Below are 14,598 nucleotides of genomic sequence, written 5' to 3' on the forward strand. Positions count from 1 at the left end.
CGGACCGGGCCACCTGCCAGATCACTTCCAGCTGCCCTCGATGTCGTTCAGGACGGCGGTGGTGTCCTTGCCGTTGATCCAGGCCACCATGCCCTTCCAGAAGGTGCCGGCGCCGACCGCGGCCGGCATCAGGTCCGAGCCGTCGAAGCGGAAGACCGTCTTCTCGTCCTGGAGGATGCCCACGGAGAGCTTGTCCACCGGGTTCGGGACGTTGTTCAGGTCCAGCTTCTTGTTCGCGGAGACCCAGTCACCGATCTTGGCGCGGCTGTTGGCGTACTCGCCGGAGGCCAGGTAGGTCTGCACCGCCTGGACCTCGGGACGGTCGGCGAAGGCCGCGACGAACTCGCCACCACCCAGAACCGGCTTGCCCTTCGACGGGTCGATGGCCGGGAAGTAGAACGCGAAGACGTCGCCGTCCTCGGCCACCTTGGTGCCCTCGGGCCACTGGTTGGCGTAGAAGGACGCCTGGCGGTGCAGCGCGCACTTGCCGGCGGTGATCGGCGTGCCGCCCTCCTGGAAGGAGGTGGTGGCGATGCTCTTCACGCCGCCGAAGCCGCCGTTGACGTACTTCTCGTTCTTCAGGATGGTGCCGGCCCGGTTGAGGGCGTCAGCCACCTGCGGGTCGTTGAACGGGATCTCGTGGGTGGTCCACTTGTCGTAGACCTCCGGGCCGCCGGTGCGCAGCAGCACGTCCTCGATCCAGTCGGTGGCCGGCCAGCCGGTGGCGTCACCGGACTCGATGCCCGCGCACCACGGCTTGGTGCCGCTCGCCGCGATCTGGTCGGAGAGCTTGATCATGTCGTCCCACGTGGTGGGGACCGTCCAGCCCTTCTCCTTGAAGGTCTTCGGCGAATACCACACGAAGGACTTCACGTTGGAGCCGAGCGGGGCGCCGTAGAGCTGGCCGTTGACGGTGCTGTACTTCAGCCAGTCGGCGGAGTAGTTCTGCTCGGCCATCGCCTTGGTGTCGGCGCCGACCGGCTTGAGCTTGCCCGAGTCGACGAACCGCTTCAGCAGACCCGGCTGCGGGATGAAGGCGAGGTCGGGGGCGTTGCCGCCGTCGACCCGCACCGGCAGCTGGGCCTCGAACTCGCCGGAGCCCTCGTGGTCGATCTCGATGCCGGTGCAGTCCTCGAACTGCTTCCAGGACTGCTGGAGGCGCTCGTCCTCGATGTCACGGATCGAGGAGTAGATGGTCACCTTCTTGCCGTCGTGACCCTCGTACTTCTCGTATGCGCCGCACTCGGCCGAGCCCGCGTTGCTGCTCTTCTTGTCGTTGCCGGTGCCGCAGGCGGCGACGCCGAGCGCCAGCCCCAGGACGCCGGCGACCGCGAGCGCCTGGCGCGATCTGGCAAACGCCATGCCGATCTCCTTCCTTGCCGGCGCGTGGGGGGATCGAACCCGCGCCGGTCCGATGGTCGTCCTCACATGTAAGCGCTTGCATCGTGTCGGGTCCACCCCTGGCCGGACACGGCCCGGTAACAATCCCGAAACCCTGGCCACCGGCGGTGGGTGCGCTCCCACGAAACTTCCCGGGAACGGAACTTTCTGTCAGGATGTCCGCATCACATTGAAGACTTTCAACATTGGAGGCAGTGGATGCGTAAGCGATGGCTCGCCCTCGGGGCGAGCGCCGCGGTCCTGGCGGCGACGCTCGTGCCGGCCGCGCCGGCGATGGCCGCCCCGACGTTCAAGGTCCCGTTCCCGTGCAACCAGTCCTGGTCCGGTCAGACCCGGACCAACCACAGCCCGGCCAACGCCATCGACTTCAACCGCATCGACGACCTGGGCGACCCGGTGGTCGCCAGCGCGCCCGGCACCGTCGACGTGGTCACCAACCTCGGCGACACCAGCTACGGCAAGTACGTCCGGATCAACCACGGTGGCGGTCACACCACCTACTACGCCCACCTGAACGCCTTCAACGTCTCCGTCGGGCAGACCGTCGGCTACGGCCGGGTGATCGGGTACGTCGGCACGACAGGCGGCTCCACCGGCCCGCACCTGCACTACGAGCAGCGCATCGACGGCAGCTCTGTGAAGATCAAGTTCAACGGCGTCCAGGCGCTCTACTGGGGCACCAAGACCTACACCAGTGACAACGGCTGCGGCGGGACGAACACCGGCGAGGGCACCGTCAACACGGCCGGCTCCCCGCTGACGGTCCGCTCCGGCCCCGGCACCGGCTACAGCTCGGTCGGCACGGTCGCCGACGGGGCGAAGGTGACCATCCAGTGTCAGACCAGCGGCACCAGCGTCACCGGCACGTACGGCACCAGCTCGATCTGGGACCGGATCGGCTCCGGCCGGTTCATCTCCGACGCCTACGTCTACACCGGGTACGACGGCTACATCCCGGGCGTACCCCGCTGCTGAACCCGGCGGGCGCGGAGGCGAGCGGCCCCCGCGCCCGTACCGGTCAGGAGTTCAGCCGCCAGACCGCGAAGTTCAGCGCGGACGCGAACGTCACCCAGGCCCAGTACGGCAGCATCAGCAGCGTGGCCGGCCGGGAGATCCGCCGGAACAGGGCCACCGTCACCCCGATCGCCAGCCACATCAGCACGATCTCGGCGAACGCCAGCCCGTACGCCCCGGCGCCGAAGAACAGCGGGGTCCAGATCGCGTTCAGCACGAGCTGCACCACCCAGGCCCAGACCGCGGGGCCGAACCCGGCCCGGCGCCAGACCAGCCAGCCGGCGATCGCGATGAGCACGTAGAGCACGGTCCAGACCGGGCCGAACAGCCACGACGGCGGCGCCCAGGCGGGCTGCTCCAGGCTCTGGTACTCGGCGGAGGTGCCCTGGACACCCAGCCCGCCGATCGCGGCGGCGGTGAAGGTGGCGGCGCCGAAGGCGAGCAGCGCCAACCACGTGCGGGCGCCTGTGGTACGCCGGGCGGCACTCTGCGACATCTCCATGGTCGAGATGTTTCCGCTCGACCGGCCCGGCAAACGCCCGGGAGCCGCCGGGCGCGGAAAAGCCGGGGTCACCCGGCCCGGGTGTTCCGGTCCGGCAGGACGGAACACCCGGGCCGGGTGACCCCGGCGGGTACGGGAACCGCTGTTACGTGTTGAAGATGCTGACGCCACCCGGGCCGACCAGCAGGCCGACGACGATGAGGACGATGCCCCAGAGGATCTGCCGGCGGAACAGGGCGAGAATTCCGGCGACCACCAGTACGACTGCGAGAATCCAGAGAATCAGCTCCATGTCGGCTGAATACCCGGCCGCCCGATACCGGAAACCTCCCGGTCAGTCGAGCTGATCACCGCCCAGGTGGAAGACGCTGTACGCCTGTTTGATCACCGGGTGGGCCACGTTGCGGACCCGTACCCCGCCCGGTGTGGTACCGCGCTCGGTGCCGTGGTGGGCGTGCCCGTGCAGCGCCAGCGCGGTGGGGGCGGAGTCGATCGCCTGGCCGAGCTGGTAGCAGCCGAGGAACGGGTAGATCTCCAGCGGCTCGCCGGCGAGCGTGTCCGGCACGGGGGAGTAGTGGGTGAGCGCGACGAGCGCGTCGCACTCCAGCGAGAGCAGCGCGCCGGTGAGTGCGTCGGCGCTCTCCCGGGTGGTCCGTACGAACGCCTTCATCTCCGGCTCGCCGAAGTCGCTGGCGCACCGCCCGGCGAACCCGCCGCCGAACCCCTTCACGCCGGCCACCCCGAGCCGCCCGCCGGGGGTCTCCACCACCGTGCCGGTGCCCTCCAGCACCGTGATCCCGGCGTCCTCCAGCACCTTCACCACCTGCGGCACCTCGTCGCACTGGTGGTCGTGGTTGCCGAGCACGGTGATCACCGGTACGCCGAGGTCGCCGAACTCCTGGGCCACGCACCGCGCCTCGGCCTCGGTGCCGTGCCGGGTCAGGTCACCGGCGAGCAGCAGCACGTCGGCGCAGCCGGGCAGCTCCTCCAGCGCCGGACGGAACCGGCCCACCACGTCCTGGTCCAGATGCACGTCGCCCACGGCGGCGATCCGGATCACCATCGAACCTCCCTCACGGCAACTCCTCGACCTGGGTGGGCGCCTGCGTGCGGATCACCCCGATGTCGCTGGTCACGGGCGTGTCCGGGAAGCGCTCGGCCACCCGGCGCAGGATCTCCTCCCGCCGGTGCGGGCTCTCCACCTCGCCGTAGAGCACCAGCCCGTTCTCCCGCCGCACCACGGTGATGCCCTGCTCGGCCACCGTCGGGTCCTCGGCCAGCATGCTCTGGATCTCCGCCTCGACGTACTCGTCGGGGGGAATGTCGCCGGACAGTCCGGTCACAGGGTCTCCCTTCCTCCGGGCGCGCCGCCGGGCAGCACGTCCAGCCGGTCGAGCAGCACCAGGAACGCCTCGGCGTACGGCGAGTGCTGCGTCTCCTTCCGTACCCGTTCCCAGTCGATCTGTTCCCGCAGCGAGCGGGCCAGCGGCAGGGCCCGGGCGAAGTCGCAGTAGTGCTGGGAGAAGCTGAGCAGCTTGTGCACCATGAGCTGGCTGGCCGAGAGCACCGGCATGTGGATCGCGTCGACCGGGCGCACGATCGTGTCGGCGAACGTCTCCTCGGTGACCGGGGTCTCCACCGGCCGGTGGATCAGGTCCACCATCCGGTCCTCGTCGTAGACCTTGACCAGCCAGTCCTCCGGCGGGCGCTCGGCGGTGAAGCCGGCCTCGACCAGCGCCTCCAGCGCCCGTTCCACGTCCGCCTCGCGGAGCAGGAAGTCCACGTCGTGGTCGCTGGAGTGGCCGCCGTGCGCGTACACCGCGAAGCTGCCACCGAGTGCGAACGGGATGTCGGACTGTTTGAGCACGGCGGCGACCTTCTTCAGCGTGTGCACCAGGGTCTCGTCCCCGCGCTCGGCCATCTGCGGCTCCCTCGTCGTCATTGGGCGGTGGGACCACGATGCGTACCCGGCGGACGCTCCGGTCACACCTGTTGCGGCGCGATCGGCCCGTCAGGGCAGGAAAGCGACATACGGGCCGGTGTGAGCATCGGTCGGATAACCTCGGGAGGGTGGCCAGCTCACTGCGGACGCGGCGGGGCAGGGCCCGACTGCGTGCCGTCGCCCTGATCGGCATCGACGGCTCGGGTAAGACCACTCAGGCCCACCGGCTCGCCGAGGCGCTCACCGCCGCCGGCCTTCCGGCCACGTACCACCGCAACGCCGGTGGCCGGCGCTGGCTCGGCCGCATCGCGCAGCGGCTCGGCCGTCCGGACGCGCAGCGGCTCGTCGGGCGCGACGGCCTGCTCGTGGTCGAGTCGGTGCTGCGCTGGCTGGCCATCGCGCTCGCGCTGCTCAGCTGCCTGGTGACCGGCCGGACCGCGGTGATGGACAGGTGGTCGGCCTGCCAGTACGCCAGCATCCGGGCGCACGGCGGACAGCGGTGGGAGCGGCTGGCCCGGGCCGGGTACCGGATCTTCCCGGCGCCGAGGGTGACGTTCCTGCTCACCGTCGACCCCGCCGAGGCGTACCGGCGGATCGAACGGCGCGGCACCGACCACGAGACGATGGCGTGGCTCACCGCCGCGGACGCCGCCTACCGCGAGCTGCCGGAGTACGGCGGCTTCGTGGTGGTGGACGGCAACGGCCCGCCGGAGGAGGTGGCCCGCCGGATCCGGGCGCACCTGAGCGAGTGGCTGCCCGACGACCCGTCCGCCGGTCCCGGTCCGACGCCGGCCGGTGGCCCCGGGCGAGACGGGCCGGTGCCGGTTCAGGCCCGCCCGTAGACCGGGATGCTCGCGCCGCTGGTGGGCGCGGACTCGGGGGAGGCCAGGAAGCGGATCACCGCGGCGATCTCGGCCGGCGGCACCCAGCGTGCATGGTCGGCGTCGGGCTGGGCGGCGCGGTTGGCCGGGGTGTCGATGACGCTCGGCAGTACCGTGTTGCACCGCACGCCGCGCTGCCGGTACTCGACCGCCACCGTCTCGGCGAACGCCCGTACCGCCGCCTTGGCGGTGGCGTAGCCGGAGGCGCCGGGGAACGGCGAGAGCGCCGCCCGGGCCGAGACGCAGACCACCGCGCCGTCGCCGGACGCCACGAGGTGCGGCAGCGCGGCCCGGGTGACCAGGTACGTGGGGCGCAGGTTGAGCCGCAGCATCCGTTCGAAGTCCTCGACCGGGGTCTCGTGCACCAGGCCGCCGGCGGCGTACCCGCCGACGAGGTTGACCACCGCGCGCAGCGGCGCGGCCGGCTCGGCGGTCGCCGCCTCGACCGCCCGCGCGGCCCCCTCGGGCGTCAGCAGGTCGGCCACGACCCGGACCGGGCCGTCGTCCGCCCCGGGCTCCCGCTGGGGTACGACCACCCGCCAACCCGCGTCGAGGAAGGCGGCGGTGACCGCGCCGCCGAGCCCACCCGTGCCTCCGGTCACCAGCACCGTGCGTTCCGTCATGGACACACACGCTAGCCAACCGTCGCGCCGACCGACCGGTGACCCGCACGGGCCGTCCGGCCCGCCCGGCCGAGGCCGACCAGGCAGGACCTGCCGCGCGACGGCGGACCGGCACGTCGGGCGGCAGGAGTGACTCGACCGGACCGGATGAGGCAGTGGGGCTGCGACAATGGGATCCTTGGCCCGGGGGCGGGTACGGAAGACAGTAAATTTCCCGATACGCGGTGTCATGGTTGACGCTCACGCCTCGTGAAAGTAAGTTTCATCCGTGGCGAAGAGTCCGAAGATTTCTGCGAGTCACGAGCCCGGTGGACTGATCGTCCACATCAGCGGCCTGCTGCCCTCGCTGTCCCCGGCCGAACAGCGGGTGGCCCGGCTGGTCGTCGCCGATCCGGCGGATGCGGCCCGGCGCACGATCACCGACCTCGCCACCGCCGCCGAGACGTCCGAGGCGACGGTGATCCGCTTCTGCCGCTCGGTCGGCATGGACGGCTACCCGCAGCTGCGGATCCGGCTCGCCGCCGAGGCCGCCCGCCGGGTCGAGCCGCCGGACGCGCGGGTGGTCGGCGGCGACATCCCGCCGGGCGCGGATCTCGCCCAGATCATCGCCACGATCGCGTTCAACGACGCCCGGGCCGTCGAGGAGACCGCCGAGCAGCTCGACCCGGCGGTCTGCGAGCAGGTGGTCGAGGCGATCACCGCGGCCGGCCGGATCGACGTCTACGGCGCGGGCGCCAGCGGTTTCGTCGCCTCCGACTTCCAGCAGAAGCTGCACCGCATCGGCCGCATCGCGTTCTACTTCCCGGACGTGCACACCGCGCTCACCTCCGCCGCCCTGCTGGGCCGCGGCGACGTCGCGGTCGGCATCTCGCACACCGGCACCACCTCCGACGTCATCGAGGTGCTGGAGCAGGCGCGGGCGCGCGGCGCCACCACAGTGGCGCTCACCAACTTCCCGCGCTCGCCGATCACCGAGGTCGCGGACCACGTGCTCACCACCGCCGCCCGGGAGACGACCTACCGCTCCGGCGCGACAGCGAGCCGGCTGGCCCAGCTCACAGTGGTCGACTGCCTCTTCGTCGGGGTGGCCGCCCGCAGCCGGGCCCGCACGAAGAAGGCCCTGGAGGCCACCGCCGAGGCGGTCCAGTCGCACCGGGTCGGTCCCGGGCGGAGGCGGGGATGACGGCGGGTCGGGTGGAGCGGGACGGCGTGGCGGCGGTACGGCCGGTGGTGCGCGTCGGCGCGCCGACCGAGCGGCGCAACCCGCACAGCGTCGACCTCGACCTGATGTCCACCCGGGACGTGCTCACGGTCATCAACGAGGCGGACCGGCGCGTACCGGCCGCCGTCGCCGCGGTGCTGGACGAGATCGCCGAGACGGTCGACCTGGCCGTGGCCGCGCTGCGCGACGGGCACCGCGTGCACTACTTCGGCGCCGGCACCTCCGGGCGCCTCGGCGTGCTCGACGCCGCCGAGCTGGCGCCCACGTTCAACTCGCCGCGGCACTGGTTCTGCTCGCACCTCGCGGGCGGCCCGGAGGCGATGTGGCGCGCCGTCGAGGACGCCGAGGACGACGAGCGCGGTGGCGCCGCCGACGCCGCCGAGTGCGTACGCCCCGGCGACCTCGTGGTGGGCCTCGCGGCCAGCGGGCGCACCCCGTACGTCCTCGGGGCGCTCGCCGCGTCCCGGGCGCAGGGGGCCGGTACGGTGCTGCTCTGCGCGAATCCGGAGGCCGAGGCCGCCGCGTCGGTGGACGTCTTCATCGGTGTGGACACCGGACCGGAGGTGGTCACCGGGTCGACCCGGATGAAGGCCGGCACGGCGCAGAAGCTGGTGCTCAACACGTTCTCCACGGCCGTGATGGTGCGTCTGGGCCGGGTCTACTCGAACCTCATGATCGACATGGTGGCGACGAACGCCAAACTGCGCGGCCGCATGATCTCGATTCTCGTGGAGGCCACCGGCTGCGCCGAGGAGGTGTGCCGGGTCGCCCTGCGGGAGGCCGACGGCGACCTCAAGACCGCGCTCGTGGCTCTGGTGTCCGGCGCCGAGGTGCCCGCCGCCCGGGCCGCGCTGGCCCGCTCCGCCCACCAGGTACGCGGCGCGCTCGCCCTGCTCGCCTCCTGACGTCTCCGGCCTCGCCGCGAGCCCGGCCCGTCCCGGTCCGTCCCGCCCCGTCCGCCCGATCCACCCGCCCGGCGCATCCGCCCGGCGGGTGCGACGCGTATCACGTGCGGGAGGGGGACGACTCCTCCGGCACGGATTGTTCAACGAGGCGGAGGGTAATCCTTGAGCATGGCTGAACCGACCGGTCCCCAGGCGCGTATCTCGCAGTGACCAGGATCGCAACGACTCGGTGACGCGGCTCGCTGTGTTCATGGAACAGGCAATGGTGCCATTCCATGGGCGAACGGCGATTTCGCAGCTCCGGTATGCGCCGAAAACGGCGCCCACGAGCCGCCCGAACCGGGCCGGTAACAGGAAACATGGACCGGGCTCTCAGCTACTACTCAGGCATTCGTGACAGTTTCGACTCACGACATGGAATCCCCGACGCGTCACATCTGTTGTGTAGGTGTCAGCACCTACGGGCACAGCGGAGGTTACGGGGAGGGCTGATGAACGTGGGGATGGCAAGGAACCGGGCAACCGGCGCGAGCGAGGGGACCGTGGCAATCGTGGACAAGAACATCGGCATGCGTACCGACGAGGTCGCCGAGGAGCGGGACCTGGTCGGCGTCTACCTGCACGAGATCTCCCGGACGCCGCTGCTCGACGCCGCCCGGGAGGTCGACCTCTCCAAGGCGATCGAGGCCGGCCTCTACGCCGAGCACCTGCTCGACGAGGACCGGATCCCCGAGGGCGCCGACCGGGAGGACCTGGAGCGGCTGGTCGTCGAGGGTGAGCGCGCGAAGGACCTGTTCATCCGCGCGAACCTGCGACTGGTCGTGTCGATCGCCCGGCGCTACGTGCGCTCCGGGATGCCCATGCTGGACCTGATCCAGGAGGGCAACACCGGCCTGGTCCGGGCGGTCGAGAAGTTCGACTACGAGCGCGGATTCAAGTTCTCCACCTACGCGACCTGGTGGATCCGTCAGGCCATCAGCCGGGCGATCGCCCAGCAGGAGCGGACCGTACGGCTGCCCGTGCACCTGGTCGAGGACGTCAACCGGATGCGCAACGTGGCCCGCCAGCTCACCCGTGAGCTGGGCAGCGACCCGGAGCCGGAGCAGATCGCGACCGCGCTCGGCGTCACCGTCGAGCGGGTGAACGAGCTGGTCCGCTGGTCGCAGGACACCGTCTCGCTGGACACCCCGGTGGGCGACGACGGCGACACCAACCTCGGTGACCTGGTCGCCGACAGCGACGCGCCGTCGCCGGAGGAGATTGTGCTCACCGGCCTGGAGCGGCAGCGGATCGAGGGTCTGCTCAACCACCTCGACGACCGTTCCGCCGGCATCATGCGGGCCCGGTACGGCCTGGAGGACGGGCGCGAGCACTCGCTGACCGAGGTCGCGTCGCGGTTCTCGCTCTCCCGGGAGCGCATCCGCCAGCTGGAGATCCAGGCTCTCGGCCGGCTGCGTGAGCTGGCTCGCGCGGAGGGGCTCCAGGCGGCCTGACCTGGTAACAATGAACGGCGAACGGCCGGCGTCCGACAGGGGGACGCCGGCCGTTCGCCGTCTTCGCGGTGCTCAGACCCGGCCGTAGCCGGCGATCGTCATGATGTTCATGCCGCGCTTGCTGACGTTGCGTCCGGCGCTGGGCGCGTCGATGATCTGGCCGTTGCCGACGTAGAGCGCCACGTGCCCGAGCCCGGAGTAGAACACCAGGTCACCCGGTTGCAGCTGGCTGCGGCTGATCCGCGTGGTGGCCCCCCACTGCTGCGCCGCGCTGTGCGGCAACGACTTCCCGGCGGCCCGCCAGGCGGCGAGCGTCAGACCGGAGCAGTCGTAGCTGCCGGGGCCGTCCTGGCCGTAGCCGTAGGGCTTGCCGACCGCACCGTAGGCGTATCGCACCGCCGTGCCGGCGTCGCCGGAGACGGCCGGCGGCTTGCCCGCCGAGCTGGGGTTGCCGGGTGCCTCCGTGGCCCGCCCGTACGCCTTGCGCCGCATCTCGTAGAGGTCGGACAGGTCCGCCTCGATCCGCGTCTTCGCGGACTTGAGCTGCTTGGCCTGCGCCGCCTCCCGGGCGAGCGTGACGTCCAGCGCGGTCTTCTGGTCGATCAGCCGCTTCTGGTCGGCGGTGAAGCTGTTGATGGTGCGCTGCCGCTGGCGGGTGAGCTGGTCGAGCGTGCCCAGCCGCTCCGGCAGGGTGGCCTGGCCGCCCGGGTCCAGCAGGGCCGCCGCGGTGCGCATGCCACCGGTCTTGTACGCCGTCGCGGCCAGTACGGCCACATCGGCGCGGCTGCGTTCGGCCTGTTCCTGCAGCGGCCCGATGCGGGCCTCCAACTTGGCCGCGGTGGCCTTGTTGGCCTTGATGTCCTCGTTGAGCTTGTTGTAGGACTCGACGATTCGCTCCAGCTCAGTCGAGGACTTCTCGATCTGCTTCGTCAGCTCGGCGGGGGTCGGCTCGGCCCGGGCCACCTGCGCCGGGGCGAGCAGCGCGGCCGATAGGCCGGCCACCGCCAGCGAGCGGAGCAGCATCCGTAAGGACGACAAGAGCGGAAAGCTCCTCTCCCACCGGTCGCCGGGCGCGTTCGCGACCCGGCGACACCGGCCCGGGGCCGTCCGGGTGGACGGCTGTCGACCGGGCCGACCTGGACAACCTAACCCGTGATCGCAGTAGCCGGGAGTTCAAGCAGGGGCGAAAGTTGGCAAAGTGGCGGAAAGTGATGAGGGGGAGCCGGTGGGTGGATGAGGCGACTCGCCCGATTCGTCGTTCTGGGCGGATGTCGCCAGGCCACGCCAGGCGAAGTCATGACAAAGACGGAAATCATTCTCTGTTTCCGGCGGGCGCGCGCGGGCCGGTCAACCCGCGACAGGCGAAACCCCGAGGTCAGGTGGCGCGAGGCAAACACAATGAAGCCCGGACGGGAAATCCCACCACGGGATCCCTGCTCCCGGGAGGCCGCCGTGCAGACCGACCGCTCCGCCACCCAGCCGCCCCGCTCGCCGCGACCGGCCGGACCCAGGCTGCTCTACGCCCGGCCCGGCATCGTGGTCACCGCCGAGCGCTTCACCGTCGGCCGCAACACCTGGCCGGTGGCCGAGATCACCCAGCTCCGGATCGACCGCGGGCCGCACGACCGGCTCGCGATCCGGGCCGTCGCCGTGTCCGCCGCGATGATCGCCGCGGTCGGCCTGCTGCTCGGCTTCACCGGCGGCCTGCACCGGCTCACCGCCGGGGCGTACCTCCTGCTCGGCGCCGTCGGGCTGGTGCCGATGCTGCTGGTGCTGATCGGCGACCGCGTACGGCCCCCGGCGCACGAGCTGTGGGGCCGGGTGCGGGGCACCGAGGTGCTGCTGTTCAGCAGCGACGACGAGCGGCAGTTCGGCCAGGTCGCCCGCGCGCTGGGGCGGGCCCGGGAGGCGGCGCGGCTGGGCGGCTGGGCCGACCCGCCGGCGGCCGAGCCGTGGCGGCCGGCCCGGTGACGGGCGGTCAGCCCGCTACCGGCTCCGGCGTACGCGGCCGGGCCTCGGCGGCCACCCAGTGGCTCACCCGGCGCTCGGCGTAGAACGAGACGAACGGCACGGTGCCGGCGAGCATCACCAGCAGCATCCGCTTCAGCGGCCAGTTCGCCCGGCGGGACAGGTCGAACGTGAGCGCCAGATAGAGCATGTACAGCCAACCGTGCGCCACGCCGACCACGCCCACCACGCTCGGGTTGTCGAAGCCGTACTTCAGCGGCATGCCGATCAGGACCAGCACCACGAGCGCCACGCCCACGATCCAGGCGATCACGCGGTACCGGGTAAGGGCTCCGCCCACCGTCGTCCGTCCTTCCGCACCGGCCTCAGCCGGGATAGTCGCCGGGCCGGGCGCCCGGATTGGCGTTCAACCAGGATAGGTAGCTGTTGTACGCGGCGAGCTCCGCGTCGTCCGCCCCGTCGGCCGGGGCGGCCGGCGCCCGCACGACGCGCACCGGCCGGCGTACCGCAGGGGTGGTGGCGACCGGCGCGGCGCCGGCGGCCGCCGACGGTGCCGGATCGGCCGCCGGCTGCGCGTCGCCCGGCGGCGTCGCCCGCAGCGTCTGGCGGACCTCACGCCACCAGACGAAGATCACGAAACCGGCGAACACCGGCCACTCGATCGCGTAACCGAAGCTGATCGCGTTTCCCCCGGCGGCGCGGGTGACCTGCCACCAGCCCATGCCGAGGCAACCCGCCACCAGCACGACCATGGCCACGTGGCGGACGATCCACGCCGGTGTCCAGAGCCGTTCCATGCCGACGAGAGTACCGGGACTCCCGGGTGTCTCCGACACGGCGTCGTAGTCCGGGCGGTGGTTTGGTGACACGCCCGGTGGGCATCCGAACAGGTGCCAACCCGAACGAGACGAGGGGGCGACGATGACCGAATCGGTACGCCGGGACGCGAGCCCGGAACAGCGGGTCGCGGAGTGGGACGGCGATCACGCCCGCACCGTCGACGGCGATCAGCTCGGGGTGGACCCGGTGGAGCTGGGCGACGAGGACCTGGTCCGGGAGATGCAGAGCCTGCACCGCACCCGGCTGGACACGCTGCGCCACGCCACCGACTCGGCGCTCGCCAACCACCTGCGGCGCACCGCCGAACTGGAGACGGAGTACCTGGCCCGGCACCCCGGCCGGGAGGTCGACCCGAGCCGGCTGCGGGACGCCTGATGGCCAGCCACGCCGAGCGCGGCATGTCCGCGCCGCCGGAGGTGGTGTTCAACACCGCCACTGATCCGGACCGCTCCTCGGCCTGGCTGCCCGAGCGGCTGCGCAACTCCGGCACCTGCCGGGTGGAGGTCGTCGACGCCGACGACATGCGGGCCCGGTGGAGCGCCGCGGACTGGTCCGCCGAGATCGACGTGGAGCCGGCCGGCGCGGGCGGCGCCCGGGTGCGGCTGGACCTGGCCGGGCCGGACCACGACCTGGCCGACGAGATCCTGGCCAACCTCGACCGCGAGGTGGCCGACAACCTGACCGCCGGCTGAGCCCGGCCCGCACGACGAGCACGAGGAGGCCGGGTTGACCGGGAGTGGCCTGAAGCAGAAGGTGGCGCGCCTGCGCCAGGCGTACGCGCCGCACGAGCATCGGCCGCTGGAGGGCTACCTGAAGGCGATGGGCACGTACGCGGGGGTGACGGCCGCGCTCGTCGGCCTGGTCCGGGCGACCGGCCGGCCGGTGCCCGAGCGGCCCACGCCGGCGGACGTGGTGCTGCTCTCGATCGCCACGCACAAGCTCAGCCGGCTGCTGTCCAAGGATGCGATCACCAGCCCGCTGCGGGCGCCGTTCACCCGCTACGACCACCCGATCGGCAGCGGCGAGGTGATGGAGCAGGTCCGCGACGAGGGCAGCCCGACCCGGCACGCGCTCGGCGAGCTGGTGAGCTGCCCGTTCTGCCTGGCGGTCTGGGTGGCCACCGGGCTCACCGGCGGCCTGGTCCTGGCGCCCCGGCTGACCCGGCTGGTCGCCACCGCGCTGACCGCGGTGGCCGCCTCCGACTTCCTCCAGATGGGGTACGCGGTCGCCCAGCAGGCGGCCGAGGGCGGTCGCCACGAGGCGTGACACGCGGACACGAAGGGGGCCGGCGCGCGGGCGCCGGCCCCCTTTCGTCTGTCTCCACCGTCAGGTGGGGGTGGTGCCGTGGTCCTCGCCGGCCCAGCCGCGCGACGCCTCCGGCTCCCGCTCGTCCTCGTCCTCGCCGGTGACGACGTCCCGGTCCACGGCGGTCCGGTCGTGCTCGTTGGCGAAGTCCGGCTCCGGCAGCGTGTCGACGCCCTCCGGGGGCTGGCCGAGCGCCGCCAGGTGCTCGTGCTCGCGGTCGTGGTGGGTCATCTCGCGTCCTCTCGTCGGCGGGGGGCTCAGGCGACCGTGCCGCCCAGCAGATCGGCCGCCTCGTCCGCCGCGTACTCGCCCTGGGGGAGCGCGGCGATCCGGGTGAGCAGCTCCGCGGGGAGTTCGGCGGCCACCGCCCGGCGGTAGATGTCCGCCTGGGTGATTCGCTCCTGGCCGTGGTAGATGTCGTCGAGCAGGTCGTCGAGCGGCCGCGTGTCGGGCTGCTCGGTCACGGGCGCGTCATCGGTCACGCCGACCACCTACCCGGCAC

At 72.0% G+C, this 14,598-nt stretch carries 20 protein-coding genes and 1 pseudogene; 9 read left to right on the top strand and 12 right to left on the bottom strand.

The annotated features are described in order from the left end of the window. Positions 1 to 21: 21 nt before the first annotated feature. A complete protein-coding gene (locus IRY44_RS13135) occupies positions 22 to 1,362 on the bottom strand; it encodes an ABC transporter substrate-binding protein (RefSeq protein ID WP_194800665.1) in 1,341 nt (446 codons plus the stop codon). Positions 1,363 to 1,599: 237 nt separating this feature from the next. Between IRY44_RS13135 and IRY44_RS13140 the strand changes: the two genes are divergently transcribed. After that, entirely contained in the window at positions 1,600 to 2,376 is a 777-nt protein-coding gene (locus IRY44_RS13140; RefSeq protein WP_194800666.1) for a M23 family metallopeptidase, read from the top strand. A 43-nt stretch (positions 2,377 to 2,419) separates the two neighbouring features. Here IRY44_RS13140 and IRY44_RS13145 read toward each other — a convergent pair whose 3' ends face one another. The 5 genes and pseudogenes from IRY44_RS13145 to IRY44_RS13165 form a co-directional block, all read right to left on the bottom strand. Continuing rightward, positions 2,420 to 2,917, bottom strand: a complete 498-nt coding sequence (locus IRY44_RS13145) for a TspO/MBR family protein (RefSeq protein ID WP_194800667.1) — start codon at positions 2,915 to 2,917, stop codon at positions 2,420 to 2,422. Between the two features lie 145 nt (positions 2,918 to 3,062). Continuing rightward, entirely contained in the window at positions 3,063 to 3,209 is a 147-nt protein-coding gene (locus IRY44_RS13150; protein WP_013288160.1) for a GPGG-motif small membrane protein, read from the bottom strand. Continuing rightward, positions 3,200 to 3,980 (bottom strand): annotated as a pseudogene (locus IRY44_RS13155) (metallophosphoesterase). The gene IRY44_RS13150 and the pseudogene IRY44_RS13155 overlap by 10 nt, the downstream one beginning before the upstream one ends. Positions 3,981 to 3,990: 10 nt before the next feature. Further along, on the bottom strand, positions 3,991 to 4,200 hold the full coding sequence (locus IRY44_RS13160; RefSeq protein ID WP_225853111.1) for a hypothetical protein: 210 nt from the start codon (positions 4,198 to 4,200) through the stop codon (positions 3,991 to 3,993). Between the two features lie 56 nt (positions 4,201 to 4,256). Next, on the bottom strand, positions 4,257 to 4,838 hold the full coding sequence (locus tag IRY44_RS13165) for a nucleotidyltransferase (protein ID WP_194800670.1): 582 nt from the start codon (positions 4,836 to 4,838) through the stop codon (positions 4,257 to 4,259). A 149-nt stretch (positions 4,839 to 4,987) separates the two neighbouring features. On the opposite strand from IRY44_RS13165, the gene IRY44_RS13170 reads away from it, so the two are divergent. After that, the gene (locus IRY44_RS13170; RefSeq protein WP_194800671.1) at positions 4,988 to 5,701 is read left to right on the top strand and encodes a dTMP kinase; all 714 of its coding nucleotides are present in this window, start codon (positions 4,988 to 4,990) and stop codon (positions 5,699 to 5,701) included. Here IRY44_RS13170 and IRY44_RS13175 read toward each other — a convergent pair. Continuing rightward, a complete protein-coding gene (locus IRY44_RS13175) occupies positions 5,686 to 6,363 on the bottom strand; it encodes an SDR family NAD(P)-dependent oxidoreductase (RefSeq protein WP_194800672.1) in 678 nt (225 codons plus the stop codon). The genes IRY44_RS13170 and IRY44_RS13175 overlap by 16 nt on opposite strands. Positions 6,364 to 6,631: 268 nt before the next feature. On the opposite strand from IRY44_RS13175, the gene IRY44_RS13180 reads away from it, so the two are divergent. The 3 genes from IRY44_RS13180 (at position 6,632) to IRY44_RS13190 (ending at position 9,983) form a co-directional block, all read left to right on the top strand. Beyond that, entirely contained in the window at positions 6,632 to 7,546 is a 915-nt protein-coding gene (locus IRY44_RS13180; protein WP_194800673.1) for a MurR/RpiR family transcriptional regulator, read from the top strand. After that, on the top strand, positions 7,543 to 8,490 hold the full coding sequence (gene murQ, locus IRY44_RS13185) for an N-acetylmuramic acid 6-phosphate etherase (protein ID WP_135241720.1): 948 nt from the start codon (positions 7,543 to 7,545) through the stop codon (positions 8,488 to 8,490). The genes IRY44_RS13180 and murQ overlap by 4 nt, the downstream gene beginning before the upstream one ends. A 503-nt stretch (positions 8,491 to 8,993) precedes the next feature. Continuing rightward, positions 8,994 to 9,983 (top strand): RNA polymerase sigma factor RpoD/SigA, encoded by a 990-nt coding sequence (locus tag IRY44_RS13190; protein WP_194800735.1) that lies wholly within the window; start codon positions 8,994 to 8,996, stop codon positions 9,981 to 9,983. Positions 9,984 to 10,055: 72 nt separating this feature from the next. Here the strand turns inward: IRY44_RS13190 and IRY44_RS13195 are convergent, their stop codons facing one another. Further along, complete coding sequence (locus tag IRY44_RS13195; RefSeq protein ID WP_194800674.1) at positions 10,056 to 11,021, bottom strand: C40 family peptidase; 966 nt, start codon at positions 11,019 to 11,021, stop codon at positions 10,056 to 10,058. A gap of 414 nt (positions 11,022 to 11,435) precedes the next feature. Between IRY44_RS13195 and IRY44_RS13200 the strand changes: the two genes are divergently transcribed. Beyond that, a complete protein-coding gene (locus IRY44_RS13200) occupies positions 11,436 to 11,954 on the top strand; it encodes a DUF6232 family protein (RefSeq protein WP_194800675.1) in 519 nt (172 codons plus the stop codon). Between the two features lie 7 nt (positions 11,955 to 11,961). Here IRY44_RS13200 and IRY44_RS13205 read toward each other — a convergent pair whose 3' ends face one another. Then, on the bottom strand, positions 11,962 to 12,291 hold the full coding sequence (locus IRY44_RS13205) for a DUF3817 domain-containing protein (protein WP_194800676.1): 330 nt from the start codon (positions 12,289 to 12,291) through the stop codon (positions 11,962 to 11,964). A 25-nt stretch (positions 12,292 to 12,316) separates the two neighbouring features. Next, positions 12,317 to 12,748, bottom strand: a complete 432-nt coding sequence (locus IRY44_RS13210) for a hypothetical protein (protein WP_194800677.1) — start codon at positions 12,746 to 12,748, stop codon at positions 12,317 to 12,319. A gap of 124 nt (positions 12,749 to 12,872) precedes the next feature. Between IRY44_RS13210 and IRY44_RS13215 the strand changes: the two genes are divergently transcribed. Genes IRY44_RS13215 through IRY44_RS13225 form a run of 3 tightly spaced genes read left to right on the top strand, consistent with a single transcriptional unit; the run spans position 12,873 to position 14,057 of the window. Further along, complete coding sequence (locus IRY44_RS13215) at positions 12,873 to 13,166, top strand: DUF6158 family protein (RefSeq protein WP_135241715.1); 294 nt, start codon at positions 12,873 to 12,875, stop codon at positions 13,164 to 13,166. Then, on the top strand, positions 13,166 to 13,483 hold the full coding sequence (locus tag IRY44_RS13220) for an SRPBCC family protein (RefSeq protein ID WP_030502250.1): 318 nt from the start codon (positions 13,166 to 13,168) through the stop codon (positions 13,481 to 13,483). Before IRY44_RS13215 ends, IRY44_RS13220 begins: the two co-directional genes overlap by 1 nt. Positions 13,484 to 13,517: 34 nt before the next feature. Continuing rightward, entirely contained in the window at positions 13,518 to 14,057 is a 540-nt protein-coding gene (locus tag IRY44_RS13225; RefSeq protein WP_013288145.1) for a DUF1360 domain-containing protein, read from the top strand. A gap of 60 nt (positions 14,058 to 14,117) precedes the next feature. On the opposite strand, the gene IRY44_RS13230 is transcribed toward IRY44_RS13225, so the two are convergent. Further along, positions 14,118 to 14,327: a hypothetical protein gene (locus tag IRY44_RS13230; RefSeq protein ID WP_194800678.1), complete on the bottom strand. Its 210-nt coding sequence runs from the start codon at positions 14,325 to 14,327 to the stop codon at positions 14,118 to 14,120. 26 nt (positions 14,328 to 14,353) lie between these two features. After that, positions 14,354 to 14,587, bottom strand: a complete 234-nt coding sequence (locus IRY44_RS13235) for a hypothetical protein (RefSeq protein ID WP_018786980.1) — start codon at positions 14,585 to 14,587, stop codon at positions 14,354 to 14,356. Between the last annotated feature and the right edge of the window lie 11 nt (positions 14,588 to 14,598).

The sequence above is a fragment of the Micromonospora sp. ANENR4 genome (genome assembly GCF_015354395.1).
GTDB classification, from domain to species: Bacteria; Actinomycetota; Actinomycetes; order Mycobacteriales; family Micromonosporaceae; genus Micromonospora; species Micromonospora aurantiaca.

Excerpts from the sequence above, each read along its gene's own strand:
- IRY44_RS13230 (WP_194800678.1), bottom strand. The coding sequence starts at position 14,327 with ATGACCCACCACGACCGCGAGCACGAGCACCTGGCGGCGCTCGGCCAG.
- murQ (WP_135241720.1), top strand. The coding sequence starts at position 7,543 with ATGACGGCGGGTCGGGTGGAGCGGGACGGCGTGGCGGCGGTACGGCCG.
- IRY44_RS13175 (WP_194800672.1), bottom strand. The coding sequence starts at position 6,363 with ATGACGGAACGCACGGTGCTGGTGACCGGAGGCACGGGTGGGCTCGGC.
- IRY44_RS13220 (WP_030502250.1), top strand. The coding sequence starts at position 13,166 with ATGGCCAGCCACGCCGAGCGCGGCATGTCCGCGCCGCCGGAGGTGGTG.
- IRY44_RS13190 (WP_194800735.1), top strand. The coding sequence starts at position 8,994 with ATGGCAAGGAACCGGGCAACCGGCGCGAGCGAGGGGACCGTGGCAATC.
- IRY44_RS13145 (WP_194800667.1), bottom strand. The coding sequence starts at position 2,917 with ATGGAGATGTCGCAGAGTGCCGCCCGGCGTACCACAGGCGCCCGCACG.
- IRY44_RS13140 (WP_194800666.1), top strand. The coding sequence starts at position 1,600 with ATGCGTAAGCGATGGCTCGCCCTCGGGGCGAGCGCCGCGGTCCTGGCG.
- IRY44_RS13160 (WP_225853111.1), bottom strand. The coding sequence starts at position 4,200 with ATGCTGGCCGAGGACCCGACGGTGGCCGAGCAGGGCATCACCGTGGTG.
- IRY44_RS13150 (WP_013288160.1), bottom strand. The coding sequence starts at position 3,209 with ATGGAGCTGATTCTCTGGATTCTCGCAGTCGTACTGGTGGTCGCCGGA.
- IRY44_RS13215 (WP_135241715.1), top strand. The coding sequence starts at position 12,873 with ATGACCGAATCGGTACGCCGGGACGCGAGCCCGGAACAGCGGGTCGCG.
- IRY44_RS13135 (WP_194800665.1), bottom strand. The coding sequence starts at position 1,362 with ATGGCGTTTGCCAGATCGCGCCAGGCGCTCGCGGTCGCCGGCGTCCTG.
- IRY44_RS13165 (WP_194800670.1), bottom strand. The coding sequence starts at position 4,838 with ATGGCCGAGCGCGGGGACGAGACCCTGGTGCACACGCTGAAGAAGGTC.
- IRY44_RS13210 (WP_194800677.1), bottom strand. The coding sequence starts at position 12,748 with ATGGAACGGCTCTGGACACCGGCGTGGATCGTCCGCCACGTGGCCATG.